Raw genomic sequence first — 14,561 nt, forward strand, 5'->3', positions numbered from 1 at the left:
TGATATAAAAAAAACTAATTAAGAAACATAGAATATGAAAAAGATAACATTTTGTACTTTATTGTGTACACTGTTCACTTTCGGTTCCTGTGATATGTTCAGCGTTGACAATTACGACGAACCGGCGGAAACATTGCAAGGTGAAGTGATAGATATAGCTACAGGAGAAAGAATACTGACCGACCAAGGTAGTGAAGGTATTCGCGTACGCTTGACCGAACTTAGTTGGGGCGATAACGTCCAGCATAACCCTGACTTTTATTGTATGCCTGACGGTACATTCCAGCATACAAAATTATTCAAAGGCACTTACAATATTCGTATTGACGGTCCATTCATCCCCTTATTGCGGGAAGACGGCTACGGAGTACCTTTAGCTGATGAAACTATAGAGAAAGAAATATCAGGCGTAACAAAAGTCCGTTTTGAAGTAGAGCCTTTCTTAAAAGTAGTTCTCGTAGGTGAGCCGACAATTAGTAATGGTAAAATTACAGCAAAAGTAAAAGTGACAAGAGGTGTCAGCAAAGAAATTTTCAAAGAAAAGATAGAACCTCTAGGGAAATACAATGACAGCTTCGTGAATATGACTGATATACAACTATTTGTAAGTTATTCTTCAACTGTGGGGTATAGAGCAAGAGACGATCGTTGGTCTAACAAAATAGAATATACGGGAACAGACTTTGAACCTCTTTTCGGAACAGAAGTTACCATTAAGTCCAATGGCACAATACCCTCAGGCAGGACAGTATTTATACGAGCTGCCGCCCGTATAAACTACGCAACAGAAAGTGTCCGCCGCTGGAATTACAGTGAACCAATGGAAGTATTGATTCCGTAATTACTGGTGTATAATTTAGATTAAAACAATCCTATTTTGAAAAGAGGTTATTATCCTCTTATCCTAACGAGGATAACCTCTTTCATTAATTACATGTATAAAAAAAGAACAGTTATGAATAAAAATAAAACAATAATCGTTTTCAGTTGGATGCTGATGGCTATGTTATTCGGATGTTCCGACTCCGATGCCAATGACAACAACAATTCCGGTGATCAAGGATTCACATACAATGATGTAATTACAGCTTACGATTCATTCAATGAAAACTTGTTCCAAGATTCCCGCAAAGTCTATCGCAGAGATGCAGGAGGCGGAACATCAGACATTGCTGTAGGTTGGACACAAGCCACAATGTTTGATATGATAATGAACGCCTACAAACTCACAGGAGATAATAAATATCTAGATCTGATGCAAAAGCACTTCGAGGGATGTTCTAACGAATTCACATTCGATTGGTATGATTATTCCCACTGGGATTTGAACGATGATATGATGTGGTGGATAGGCTCACTTGCCCGTGCATACCTGCTAACTAAGGATAAAAACTACCTTGATATATCAGAAGAGGGTTTCAAAAGAGTATGGTACGGCAAACCGATAGAATTATATCCAGACCGGCATCCTAGAGATACAGGTGGGTATGACCCTATAAACGGAGGTTTGTACTGGGGTTGGAAAGATGATGCTCTAGGAAAAATGGCATGTATCAATTATCCAACAGTCATAGCTGCTATGGAATTATACAAGGCTACCAACAAATCCGACTATCTGGATAAAGCAAAAGATGTTTACCAATGGTCTACAACACATCTATTCAATACGACAACAGGGGCGGTAGCTGACTCTGAGCATCCTGACGGTGTCGACTGGACCACAACTGTTTATAACCAAGCTACATGTATGGGAGCGGCGGCAATGCTTTATCTTGAGACAAAGGATCAGACTTATCTGAATCATGCAAAAGCTGCTATGGATTATATTATAGCAAAAAAATCAACAGCCAATAAAGTATTAAGACCGGAAGGTGATCCAACACAAGATAAAGTAGCAGACGAAAAAGGTATTTATAATGCCATCTTAGCCCAATACATACCTATTTTAATTAATGATTGCGGGCAAACCCAATACATCGAATATATAGAACGCAGCATCAATCTCGGCTGGAAAAACCGTGACAAGGAACGTAATCTGACTAATAAGTTCTTGGAGCGAGTTCCATTATCAACATCACCCCTGTCTTCTTATACAGCTTCCGGTATTCCTGCACTAATGCTAACTTTCCCGAATGTAAAAGACCGGAAATAAAGAAGTTTCAAATATATATCCCTGTATGAGGGAATCAATAGGTAAATTATAATAATCATTTGTGCCTTTAATGTCTGTCTCATTAAAAGGCACAAATGATTTTCTTTATAAAGATAGAGGAACTTACTGAAAAAGACCAAAAAACACATATATTTGTCAGTGATTCCAAAGATTCAAATAGGTTATAATATAAAAACAGCATGAAATTACTTATTCAAAAAGCTATATTAGCCAATATTCTTCTTTTTATAGGCTATTCACTTTCAGCAGGAGAAATCAAAATAAAAATCGATAAGAGATATTTAAATATCCCTGTTTCTCATAAAGAGGACCGACATAAAATGACCTTTGAGGTAAAAGGCCAACCTGCCCTATCGGTTGTTATACGTCTTGCTCACGATGAAGCTGATTATTGGGTATTTAAAGATGTTTCCAATCTGAAAGGGAAAACATTGACAATCAGCTATGAAGGAAATGAAAAAGGATTAAGCAATATCTATCAGGATGACAATATTAAAGGAGAGGACAACTTATATAAAGAAAACAACCGTCCTCAATTTCACTTTACAACCCAAAGAGGTTGGATCAATGATCCTAACGGACTTGTATATTATGACGGAGAATATCATCTTTTTTATCAGCATAATCCTTTCGAGCGAGAATGGGAAAATATGCATTGGGGGCATGCTGTAAGCAAAGATTTGGTACATTGGGAAGAATTGACAGATGCTTTATATCCCGATCATTTAGGTGGAATGTTCTCCGGTTCGGCAGTCATAGATTATGGTAATACTGCCGGTTACAATAAAGGAGACACTCCGGCTATGATTGTTGCATATACGGCCGCCGGACTTGACAAGCAAGTACAATGTATTGCATATAGCCTCGACAAAGGACGCACATTTACAAAATATACAAATAATCCTGTGATAGACTCCAAGCACATCTGGAATAGTCACGACACACGAGATCCTAAAATTTTTTGGTATAATCCCGGGAGTCATTGGGTAATGGTGTTGAATGAACGTGATGGACACTCCATATACACTTCCGCTGATCTGAAAATCTGGAAATACGAAAGCCATGTTACAGGTTTCTGGGAATGTCCCGAACTTTTTGAGTTATCAGTAGATGGAAATTCCAATAACAAAAAATGGGTAATGTATGGAGCTACAGGTACATATATGCTAGGTTCATTTGACGGTAAAACATTTATCCCGGAATCAGGAAAGTATTTTTATACCAAAGGAAGCCTGTATGCAGGACAAACATATACTAATATACCCGACAGTGACGGGCGTCGCATACAAATTGCCTGGGGACGTATTTCACACCCAGGTATGCCATTTAATGGAATGATGCTATTGCCCACAGAACTAACTCTTCACACGACAAAAGAAGGAATTAGGCTATTCAGTAATCCGATTAAAGAAACCAAGCAATTATTTACCCCTTTGAAAAAATGGGCATCTTTGACATCTGATAAAGCAAACGATCATCTTAAAGAATTTCGCAATGCCGGAACTTTGAGAATCAAAACGACTTTCAAACTATCTCATGCTACAAGTGCCGGCATTGACCTTTTTGGTCAGCGAATCTTAGATTACAATATGAATGCAAATACAATCAACAGTGTGTTTTATTCTCCCGAAGACAGAAACAGTATGGAACTTACAGCCGATATATACATAGACAAAACTTCCATCGAAGTATTCATAGACGGAGGGATATATTCTTATTCTATGGAAAGAAAAGCGGCAAAAAACAATCAGGATGGAATCTGCTTTTGGGGAAATAATATTGATATAAAGAATCTGGAGATTTTTTCTGTAAAATCCATTTGGAATTAAAATGAGGTTATTCAATAAGTCTTCTAAAATGAACTTCCTCTTGCTGCAATTGCTTGTTGCAAGAGGAACTTTGCCATCCATATAGACGCATCGACTCATCTATTAATAATAAACTTTCTTTTGCTTACTAGTAAACTTGTGTTTAACCAATACCAAACTTGCAATGCACTAACAGCAAACTATAAATAAAGCTTTCATTTATATAATTAGAAGCTTTGTTTTTATAAATGCCAGTTCTGTTTATAAAAACAGAACTTGCATTTATAGATTTCAACTAATGAAAAATAACTTTCCTCCCTATCCTTTAGAAGTTTATAATTAATAGGAAGGAAGTTTTCCCTTAATGTCCTGCAAATGGTTTGTAGTTAGTTAGCGAATGACTTGAAAAGCCGTAGCATAGAAACCTTTGCTTATACCACATGATATACCACTTCATGCGCTTCTGTCAGCAGTGGAACCTCCAGTTTATCCAACATCTTATCCAAAACAGATTCAGGAAGTGCATATTCCCTGCTTTTATTTTGTTGACGCCAAGTGTGATAGGGCTGTTCCAGATAGACTATCTTCACTTTTGCACCATAATCAACAAACAAATCAATCAGTTGGGCACGCATCTGACGAGTTATGTTAGTAGCATTCCAAACAAAATCCTGTCCTTTGCGAAGATACGTCCTGGCTTCTTCCTTCGCCATTTGCACTACCCGTCCATTCGCCGACTTATCCGTGGGACTCAATTTGTACTTGCGACGAATGGCATCCAAACTCACCACCGGTATATCCATGCCAGCAGACTGAATATAATAGTCTTTCCCCATTCCCGGAAGTCCTGACAACATTGTCACTTCACATTTAAACTGTTCGTGAGGGATATAATCAATATAACTGCCTTCTGCATGGAAGTAATGAAAGCGTGCATAATCTGTGGCAAACTCTCTCGGTTTACTCCAACAATCTTGTTCACGGCAGAAAATCTCAAACAGTTCCACAGCTTCCAACAACCCATTCTTATCTTCACAAATACGTCCTCTGACATCAGCTTCAGCCAACATTTTCAGTAATGAAGTATCTACCCGTAAAGAAGCTTCACAGAGTTTCTTTACAGAATCCGGTTTCTCCATCAGCCAAACAGGCAATCCGTGATACCGGACTAAAGACGCAATCTGCTCCCGAATATGGAACGGAGCAGGACAATCCCGGTATAAAATAGTACGGGCAGTGTACTCTCCTTTTCTGGCGTGCCCTTTAGCAGATACCCGTCCCTCTCCTTCATCCACGGAAGTCGAACGTTTTTCAACATCATGTAACAATGCAGATGTCCAAATAATTTCTTTCTCCAAGGTGGAGAGAGTCTGATAAGCAGAAGACTGCTGCAATGCTTCCAACACCATACGGGTATGCTCGGCCACACTTCCCTCCGCGTGGTAACGAGTATCTTGCGGGACGACATTCATTTCTCGTACCCACTCGAACTGTTGTTCGAGTGAGCACCATGATTTATCTTCTATCAATTTCCAATTCATCATTATTCTCCTTTTCATTACTCAATTCCCAGACAAGCGGGGCACGTTTCCAATTACGCGTCCAATGCTCATCTGTTTTGACGTGTCCTTTTCGCACATACTTAAACACATGATGCGCAAATTCGCTTACCGGATATTCCTCGATATTGCGGCTGACTACTCCTTCACGAGTACAAGCCTCTTTCGTCCACGGATCACATGAACCGAAAACAGACGGGTCTTGTGACATATCGATGATTTCCTGTTTTAAAAGTTCCGGCGTTAAACCGGAAACAGGTTCTATCTTCAACTCCGGAACCGTAGGCAAGTCAAATAAAGCTGCATAAAACTTCACTTCTTCCCATGACAACCATTGATCCATGCAACGAACCGCAAAGATATAAAAATGCGTTTCTAATCGCTGATATTCAATAGAATGTATGGCGTATAGATTTTCTCCAAAAATTTCTATATCACCCAAATCATTCTTTATCAATTCCCAACGTTCCCGCAGTTGCCTCGTCCAGGGTGAAGTGGTGGGAGCCGCATGCGAACGGGCAAAGACACCCCACTGACTCAAACAATTATTCTCTCCATCCAACTTCTCGGTATGCACCAATGTCTTAATCCGTTGGATATCTTCCCAATACGTATGATTAATTCGGTCATCACTAGTCGTTCCGGGAGAGAACGGATAGTGATAGGTACGACCATATTTCTCTGATATCATCTTCTTCTTTTTTTTTAATTAAATACTTATTCTTTTTTGCACAGCTAAACAGCACTAAAGCCACTACCCGGCAACATTCCGCAGGTCCTCTGCCGGAAGTAATTTGTAAATAGACTTTTTCTTTCATCGCATCATTCCTTATTCATTCGTACAATGCGAGGCATAAATTTGCCTTGCACTTCCACTAGTGTCTCCTGCGTATACATCACTCTGTCAATGTCCTTGTATGCCAACGGCATTTCTTCCACGCTCCCACCAATCAAAGTTACTCCTGCTTGCGACAGTAACTTCTTCAAAGCTGATTGCGTAAAACTATCTTTTGCCTTTTGGCGGGACATTGCCCTGCCGGCTCCATGAGAAGCCGAATTCAACGCTTCTTCCACCCCTTTGCCACAAACCAGATACCCCGGAGTAGCCATACTTCCGGGAATCAATCCCGCTTGTCCCTTTTGCGCCGGAGTAGCCCCTTTACGATGGACGATTGACATACGCCCCGGTATTATTTCCTCTTTCCAAGCGAAGTTATGATGGTTATTGACATTAGCGAGAGGCTTCAACCCTAAGGCTTTCGCCAAATTCAAATGAATCCGTTCATGACAGGCACGGGCATAATCACCCGCCAGATTCATACTCATCCAATACTCCTGCCCCTCTTCCGTATTCAAATCCAACCAGGCAAAATGTTGTGCTTCACGGGGAAGCCTGCACACTTCACGTGCCAGCAGACTGTAATGTTTTGCAATAGCAGCCCCCAATCCTCGTGAACCGGAATGTGACAGCAACGCCAGATAACTTCCTTCCGGAAGATTCAAGACGTTATTTTCTTGCAAAGTGATCTCGCCGAACTCTACAAAATGATTGCCACCACCGGAACTCCCCAGTTGACGGACGGCCTTTCCATGCAAGTCCCTTAATAAAGGCGTCAGACGGAATTCCTCCCTATCCAACACTTCATGTTCCTGCTCAAAACCCAATCCGCCATCCATACCGAAATGGGTGAAATCTTTCAAGGCTTCTTTCATCTGATAGGCATACCGTTTCAGAAAATCTGCTCCGGCATCGAATACTGTCAGACTCATCCGGCAGCCGATATCAACTCCTACGGCATACGGAATCACCGCATTATCCGTAGCAAGCACTCCACCGATAGGCAACCCGTATCCGGCATGAGCGTCAGGCATCAATGCTCCGGCCACTGTTATAGGCAAGCGCATAGCCAGGTTCATCTGTTGTTTGGCAAGCGTCTCGATAAATTTACCTCCATAGGTTTTATACATCAACGGCTCATCCAGTAAATCATAAGCTATAAACTCTTTCGCTATTATAGTCGGCGAAAGGCGTTCGGCCAGCTTATTCCATATTTCATTGTTTTTGTAAGACTCGGGATGCTCGAGTATATCGCTCAATGTCATTTCAATCTGTTCTTTCGTGTTATATTTGCAATGTTTGCTCACAATGTCCACTACCAGACTACGGGCAACATTATCCCGATATCCCAGTTTACTTAAATCTTTTAATCGTATTCCCATACTCTTTTTTCATTCGCATACAACATTCCCTGTCAGCCTCACCGGCAAACGACGATGCAATACACGTGATACCAATGCTTAGGATACGGATATAAAATACCCTCCCACCGCATTGAAGTGATTAATTTTAAAAATAATAAATGTGATTGCAGGACTAATCAACCATTGCCGCCTGTTAGTAGAATTGCGGTCAATGTAAGAACCATCAGTTCAATATAAAAAAATAATAAGTTGCAAAGCCTCATCCTCCCGACGAGACAACTTAGTCCTAATTTGAAAATATTATAACTCCAACATAATTAATACCCTTTCCATCAATTTTAAAGGGTGAATACTCATTTTATCGTGGCAAAAGTAGTGCTTATTTTTATATCTTCCAAAGATTAATAGACAAATTTTAGTGTTCAATAACTATCCGAGGGAAGTTTTGCCAAGAGTTTCTGTCAAATTGCTATTTTATGGTCCCTTTATATCGCCTATCTTTGCATCAGATAAAAACAAAAAGAAAGATAATATATGAAACGGATAAAAAGCTTATTAAGTGTCTTCGTCTTGACACTGGCAGCCACAGCTTGCGCGGGAAACAGCGGAGAAAATAAAAAAAGCAATGAACCAACAAAGGAGGACAATAAAATGGAAGTAGTAGCATTAAATAAAGCAGATTTTTTAAAGAAGGTATATAACTATGAAGCCAATCCGAACGATTGGAAATTTGAAGGCAGCCGTCCTGCCATCGTAGATTTCTATGCTACCTGGTGCGGTCCCTGCAAAGTGATGCACCCGATTCTGGAAGAACTTAGCAAAGAATATAGCGGCAAAGTAGATATCTATCAGATTGATGTGGACAAAGAACAGGAGCTGGCAGCAGCATTCGGTATCCGCAGCATCCCTACCCTATTGATGATTCCGATGAAAGAGGAACCGAGAATCATGCAGGGAGCTATGCCTAAAGACCAGCTTAAAAAAGCAATTGATGAATTTCTTCTGAAACAAAATAACGAAGCAAAGCAATAGACTTCGACTTTTTTCTCGTCATGACAACTGCCCTCTATTCGTCTTTAGAAGATGGATAGAGGGCTGTTTATATATGCCAAATGATAAGAACAAACATATTTGCATATATTCGCACTTCACTTTATCTTCTTATTTATATTTCAAATTGAAAAAATGCAGAAACATTGAATAATACTACATCACGATCTCACACTCTTTGTTTCATCACAAACCCCTCAAAGAAATCGTCGCGGTAGCTATTACCGATAGCTATTTCATACGATTTTATGAATATATCATTATTGTCGAACGATTCGATGTGACCGGTATTGACAATATATGATTTATTCACCCGCAAGAAAGTAGATTTAGGTAATAAGTCGAATATGGCTTTCAAACTCATACGGGTGATAATACGCTGATCGCTAAGTTGGATTATAACGTAATCTTTCAATCCTTCAATAAAGAGAATATCGGAGAAGTTGACTTTGAAATACCGGCGTTCTGCTTTCACAAAAAAATAGTCGGCAGTAACCACCGTTTCTATGGCTTCTTTCTCTTCTTTCAGTAACAAAGAATGGTAAGACAAAGCCTTATCCACAGCTTTTTGAAAACGCTCCGCTTCAACAGGCTTAATCAAATAATCTATCGCATCCACTTCGTAACTGTCCAGTGCATACTCTGTGTAGGCTGTGGTAAAAATGACCAGTGTTTTCTTTGAAATCGTACGTGCAAACTCAATTCCTGTAATCCCTGGCATCTGAATGTCAAGAAAAACCAAATCAGTCACATGTTGCTCCATGAAATCAGAAGCAGTGGACGCACTATTAAAACTCCCGATTAATTGAAGGTTATTCGATTCTTCTATCAATAGCTTCATGGCTTCACGTGCCAATGGTTCATCATCTACAATAATACAATTCATAATGTTATACTTAAAATTACAGTATATTTATTTTCATTCTCTATCTGCTTCAGTTCATACCTACCGGGATACAACAGCCCCAATCTGCGTTGAATATTCACAAGTCCTATCCCTCCGACTTTCCCTTTACTAACGGCAACTTCCGGTGTGGAATTCTCGCATCGAAACTCTAATCTATCATTATCAACCTTAAAAGAAACGTGCACATACGAAGGATGCTCGCTGTCAAAACTATGCTTTACCGCATTCTCCACAAAAGGAATAAACAATAACGGCTGAATCCAAATGGAATCTGTCTCTCCATGTTCCTCCATCGTAAACTGAAAATTATCACGACGGATCTTTTCCAGATTCAGATAATCATTTAAGAAACGGATATCCGATGCTAACGAGACTCTTTCTCGCGAACTGTCATTTATCTGATAGCGCAATAAATCTTCTAATTTGAAAAGTACTTTGGATGCTTCTTCCGGATTTCTCTTTATCAGGACATTGGCATTATTCAGCATATTAAAAAGAAAATGCGGATTAATCTGATTTTTAAGAAACTTCAGTTCCGACTGTAAAGTCGTGGATTCCAGTTCATCAATACGCAGGTTGTAGCGTAGCCAATGCATGAACAATGAGATAGCCGCAGAGCCTGCCATGACAAAGCCAATGGTCAGTATGCCCGAAAAAGCATTGATAAAAGTGGCAAAGCCATTGGGATCTTTTCCGGGCAGAATCACTTCAAAAAGCAAACCTTGGGTAACTGAAAGAAAAGTAATGACTGCTATATTTGTAATGACTGCCATCAACACATAACTACCCCAACGATTCTTCAACAGGAAATAAGGAACCAATACATACAGGTTTATATATATCACCATATTCATAGAAGCAAAATATGCCAGACATCCGCCCAGTCGCCTCCCAAAGGAGACTGTTTGTAAAGGCTCATACCAAAGGACGTTGATTGTTATCAAAACAACAACCAATTGCAGCAGCAAATGCCTGTATATCCGATAACGGGGACTCAATAGAAATGCAGTGACACTTTTATCATTCATGTTTCTATCAGTGGTATTTTTATTGAAGTCATTACCATGATTGGTATCCATACTCATGACTCACCTCCTTTCAGTTCCAGCCATATACTGCCGACAGCCAATGATAATCTGTAACGGCTTCCATACAAAATATCCAATCTTTGTCTGATTCTTTCCAGCCCTTTATCGGACGACAAGAGATTTACTTCAGGACAAGCGCAAGCGAAAATAATCGTACCCTTTTCCGCTTTCAAATGAGTTTTCAATGAAACAGGAGGCTGTATCTGTTGCTCGTCTATTGCTTTGACTATATATTGTACAAAAGGGATGAAAAGCAAAGGTGGTACCAACATTCTGTTCACTTCGCCTTCGGAAGTAAATTCATAGTAAAATTGTGGTCGGGAGGTCTGTTCCAATGTCAGGTAATTAGTAAGAAATGTAATTTCGCTACTAAGCAAGACTTTGGCCCTATTGCAATCATACAACTGATAGCGGAGAAGTTGGCTTAACTTCATCAACATCTTTGAGGCTGTTTCCGGCTCACTCAACGTTAATTCTCCCGATTGGTGCAATGTTTTAAAAAGAAGTTCAGGGCTGATCTGTTCTTTTAACCGTTCCACTTCAGAAACGACATGAGCTTTCTCCATTTGTGAAACACGCCGGTTGTTAATCATCCACTCTTTCAGAAGAACTGTCATCGTACCTCCTATCATACACAGCGTAGATAACATAAAAGAAGAAATATAGTCCACTACCATGTGCATCGAAAAATAAGAACCTCGCGCATGGAGTTCCGGCCAATAGAAATATGACATGTATTCTATTGACATCTGTATCAACAGAGCTACGATCATCGCAGTAGAAAGCAATGACAAATAAGTCAGATAATGTCTCTTCAACAAATATTTCGGAAAGAGTTGGAAAAGATTCAAGTAGATAACCGCTACATAAGTGAGCAGGTAAAGAAAGGTAAATGTGTAAATCCATCCGCCCAATATATCCTTATAATCCAAAAAGATAATAAAGACCTGATTGAAAGAGATCGTCCCCAGCACCAGGATAAGTACCAAATACCGCATCCATCGTAAGTCCGGACTAACGAGAAATCGATATAAAAAGGTAGATTCACTACCTGTTGCAAGTGTTTCAGTTGTCATACGCTTTATTGGGGACGAAGATAAAACATTTTTCCGGTTAGACTCTATACCGTATCTCTAAAATTCAAGTTTATAACTCACATTCGTCAATATCGTAGAATTGTCGCTGACATCTATTTTTCCAGTTTTCACATTATATTCATGACCGTAATGTTCTTTAGCACCCGTAAAGTTAAGTCCTTTCACTGCAAATTCATGTGATACTTTTCTCTTGTTGATACGATAACTGACAGTATAATTACCAATCAACATAGGAGAATATTGTTTTGAGAAAGCTTTCGTTTCGTCATATTGCACTTCTTTATCCGGATGATTCATCGTTGCCTCCAAGTCAATCGGAGAATATCGATCACCACCTTGCAAGGTTAGTTTCAGGTTGACACTAAGTATGTTCTGTTTATTTCTTCCCAACATCCATTCTTTACCGATGAGTCCGTTTATCACATAATTACGGTTAAACTTCGTGTTATACCACACACCGTCCCCACCCCGGTAACGGGAATCAAACCAAGAACCCGAAATCATATAATAAAGTCCTTTCTCCAAAAAACGTTCGAAGGTAATGTCTATTCCCACATTGCGTCCTCTTCCTTTATTGACCAACGCATCTTCCACATAAAAATCAGAACGGTTAAGTACGGAGTAAGAACTATCCGCCATTACTGGGACATCATGCAAAAACTGGATATATGGTTCTATCTTCAGATTCATGCGATCAGAAATCTTGTAACCGAATGATAACATAATGTGCTGTGCTTTTGTAAAATCAAGATCTTTATTGACGGATTGATCGCCTGTACTTTTCGTTTTAACAAAATATACATCCATCTTTTCCATGCGACTGTACATTCCATAAGCCAACGCAAAGGTTGTTTTTGGAGTAGCTTGCCACTTCAGGCCAACCCGTGGTTCTACAGACCATTTATTGTTCAGAGTCAGAAGCTGTCCATAGATTCCGGCATTAAGGGTCCAACGCTCTGTTAATCCCACCGATGAACTATTGTAGGCTGAAATCAGACTTGTATTACCTTTTCCTTGAGATACAATTTCCAGTGGTTCGGCTTCATAAGGAGCAATGGAAAGATCCATTTTGTAGAACATATTGGTATAGGTGAATCCTGTCTTGTTCGTAAAACGGTTACTGAATTTACGATTAAAGGTAGTGGTAAATATCAGGTTGGTATATTTTGAATCAAGATCCATATAAGGAGTAGACTCCATCGAATGGTTGAACAAGGTTGCTCCTCCGTCGAGTTGCGAATAGGTAGCGGCTATCGTGGTCTTCAACGATGCGTCATTATTAAAGAAATAACGATGGCTGACACCTCCGGCTGCCATATATTGCTTGTCTCTTGATTCACTGCGGTCGCCCCAATAATCCCATTTCTCTGTGTTCTTCTCAAAATCACTGGTGAACTTATCAATCAGGCTCGTTCCCCAAACAGAGAACGTTCCGGCTTTCTGTGTTGGAAAGTTGAGTTTGAGGTTCAGGTCCTGATAATCCATCGTTCCTCCTTCAAGATTCAGAAGGCCGGTTGTAGAATAACGGTAATTGAAAATATACGATGCTTTATGTTTCTTGCTCAAAGGGCCTTCGGAAGCGACGTCGATTCCCATAATTCCCACCTGAATGGTATTTTCGTTCTTTTGGTTGTTGCCGTTACGCAATTTCATGTCAAAGACTCCGGATACGGCATTTCCATATTCGGCAGGAAATGCTCCTGTGAAAAAATCAGAGTTTCCAAGCACTTGTGAACTTAGAGAGGAAAGGATTCCTCCACCCAATGTAGCGATGTCCGCAAAGTGATTCGGATTAGGAATTTCGACATCCTCCAGTCTCCATTGCAACAGATGTGGGGCATTGCCATGAATAGAAATTCCATTGGAAGAAACACTGGGAGCCACTCCGGCAAAAGCAGAAACCAAACGTGCGGGATCATCAAATCCACCTGCATAACGGCTCGCTTCTTCTACACTCAACATGCGTGCTCCGGTAGTAGCCATCTTATTCATTGCTTCTTCCTTGTTCGTCCGCGCACGAATTATCACTTCGTTTAATTCGTTCACGCTTTCTTTCAAAGGTATTTCCAAATATATTTCCTTGGCGGAGGTCACCAGTATTTCTCTGAAAATGCCCGGTTCATATCCCATAAACGCAGCTTCTACGGTATGTCGGCCGACAGGAACCTGCGGTATACTGAAACGACCAAGACTGTCTGTTATCGTACCCGCCCCCTCTTTTTCAGATAGCTTTACTGTTGCATACGGTATCGGAAACTTCGAGTCTCCATCTATAACAATTCCACGGATGGTCTGCATCGGACGTCCTTTCCGTCCTGTTGTCTGGCTAAATACTGTTACAGACACAAATAAAGCGGTCAATAATAGGATCCATCCGCCATAACGATACATTTTACAGGAAAGTTCTTCACTTAGAACTTTTTCAAAAGTTTTGAGCACTGTCCCACACTCATCTAAAGAGACGCCCGACTGAATAGATATTTTCTCTAATAATCTAGTTTTATTCATCTTCATGATTTTATTCCGTTTTAATTTCTTCACGAAGATAAGGCAGAGATCAGCACTAATTTTTCAAATGAGACGAACGCGTCCCATTTGTAGACTAAATGCAAAATTAGCAAGATGAAAAATAAAAGAAAAGAAGAATATCGCTTTTAAAGGATATATAACCCATTCT

Annotated in this window: 11 protein-coding genes; 4 read left to right on the forward strand and 7 right to left on the reverse strand. The window is 39.9% G+C overall.

The genetic code is table 11. The features are described 5' to 3' along the window. Positions 1-34: 34 nt before the first annotated feature. From DW862_RS14870 to DW862_RS14880, 3 genes are all read left to right on the forward strand, one after another. Positions 35-841 carry a DUF3823 domain-containing protein gene (locus DW862_RS14870; RefSeq protein ID WP_008025643.1) on the forward strand — a complete coding sequence of 269 codons (807 nt, stop codon included), beginning with the start codon at positions 35-37 and terminating at the stop codon, positions 839-841. A gap of 114 nt (positions 842-955) precedes the next feature. Then, positions 956-2,152, forward strand: coding sequence for a glycoside hydrolase family 76 protein (locus DW862_RS14875; RefSeq protein ID WP_008025645.1), 1,197 nt, complete (start codon positions 956-958; stop codon positions 2,150-2,152). Between the two features lie 200 nt (positions 2,153-2,352). Then, positions 2,353-4,002 carry a glycoside hydrolase family 32 protein gene (locus tag DW862_RS14880; RefSeq protein WP_120069039.1) on the forward strand — a complete coding sequence of 550 codons (1,650 nt, stop codon included), beginning with the start codon at positions 2,353-2,355 and terminating at the stop codon, positions 4,000-4,002. A gap of 410 nt (positions 4,003-4,412) precedes the next feature. Here DW862_RS14880 and DW862_RS14885 read toward each other — a convergent pair whose 3' ends face one another. The 3 genes from DW862_RS14885 to DW862_RS14900 form a co-directional block, all read right to left on the reverse strand. Further along, on the reverse strand, positions 4,413-5,522 hold the full coding sequence (locus DW862_RS14885; RefSeq protein ID WP_120069081.1) for an AAA family ATPase: 1,110 nt from the start codon (positions 5,520-5,522) through the stop codon (positions 4,413-4,415). Continuing rightward, positions 5,497-6,231, reverse strand: coding sequence for an RNA ligase family protein (locus tag DW862_RS14890; RefSeq protein WP_008025652.1), 735 nt, complete (start codon positions 6,229-6,231; stop codon positions 5,497-5,499). Before DW862_RS14890 ends, DW862_RS14885 begins: the two co-directional genes overlap by 26 nt. 131 nt (positions 6,232-6,362) lie before the next feature. Beyond that, positions 6,363-7,760, reverse strand: a complete 1,398-nt coding sequence (locus tag DW862_RS14900; RefSeq protein WP_087318326.1) for an RtcB family protein — start codon at positions 7,758-7,760, stop codon at positions 6,363-6,365. Between the two features lie 516 nt (positions 7,761-8,276). Here DW862_RS14900 and trxA point away from each other — a divergent pair. Continuing rightward, the gene (gene trxA, locus DW862_RS14905; RefSeq protein WP_118219463.1) at positions 8,277-8,774 is read left to right on the forward strand and encodes a thioredoxin; all 498 of its coding nucleotides are present in this window, start codon (positions 8,277-8,279) and stop codon (positions 8,772-8,774) included. A 187-nt stretch (positions 8,775-8,961) separates the two neighbouring features. Here trxA and DW862_RS14910 read toward each other — a convergent pair whose 3' ends face one another. The 4 genes from DW862_RS14910 to DW862_RS14925 are packed head-to-tail and all read right to left on the reverse strand — an operon-like array spanning position 8,962 to position 14,398. Then, a complete protein-coding gene (locus DW862_RS14910; RefSeq protein WP_004314812.1) occupies positions 8,962-9,678 on the reverse strand; it encodes a LytTR family DNA-binding domain-containing protein in 717 nt (238 codons plus the stop codon). After that, entirely contained in the window at positions 9,675-10,784 is a 1,110-nt protein-coding gene (locus DW862_RS14915) for a sensor histidine kinase (RefSeq protein WP_120069043.1), read from the reverse strand. Before DW862_RS14915 ends, DW862_RS14910 begins: the two co-directional genes overlap by 4 nt. After that, positions 10,781-11,863: a sensor histidine kinase gene (locus DW862_RS14920; RefSeq protein ID WP_008644738.1), complete on the reverse strand. Its 1,083-nt coding sequence runs from the start codon at positions 11,861-11,863 to the stop codon at positions 10,781-10,783. The genes DW862_RS14915 and DW862_RS14920 overlap by 4 nt, the downstream gene beginning before the upstream one ends. 57 nt (positions 11,864-11,920) lie before the next feature. After that, positions 11,921-14,398: a carboxypeptidase-like regulatory domain-containing protein gene (locus tag DW862_RS14925; protein ID WP_120069084.1), complete on the reverse strand. Its 2,478-nt coding sequence runs from the start codon at positions 14,396-14,398 to the stop codon at positions 11,921-11,923. Positions 14,399-14,561 lie beyond the last annotated feature (163 nt).

This window comes from Bacteroides sp. AM37-9, from assembly GCF_003603455.1.
Classification (GTDB): Bacteria; Bacteroidota; Bacteroidia; order Bacteroidales; family Bacteroidaceae; genus Bacteroides; species Bacteroides xylanisolvens.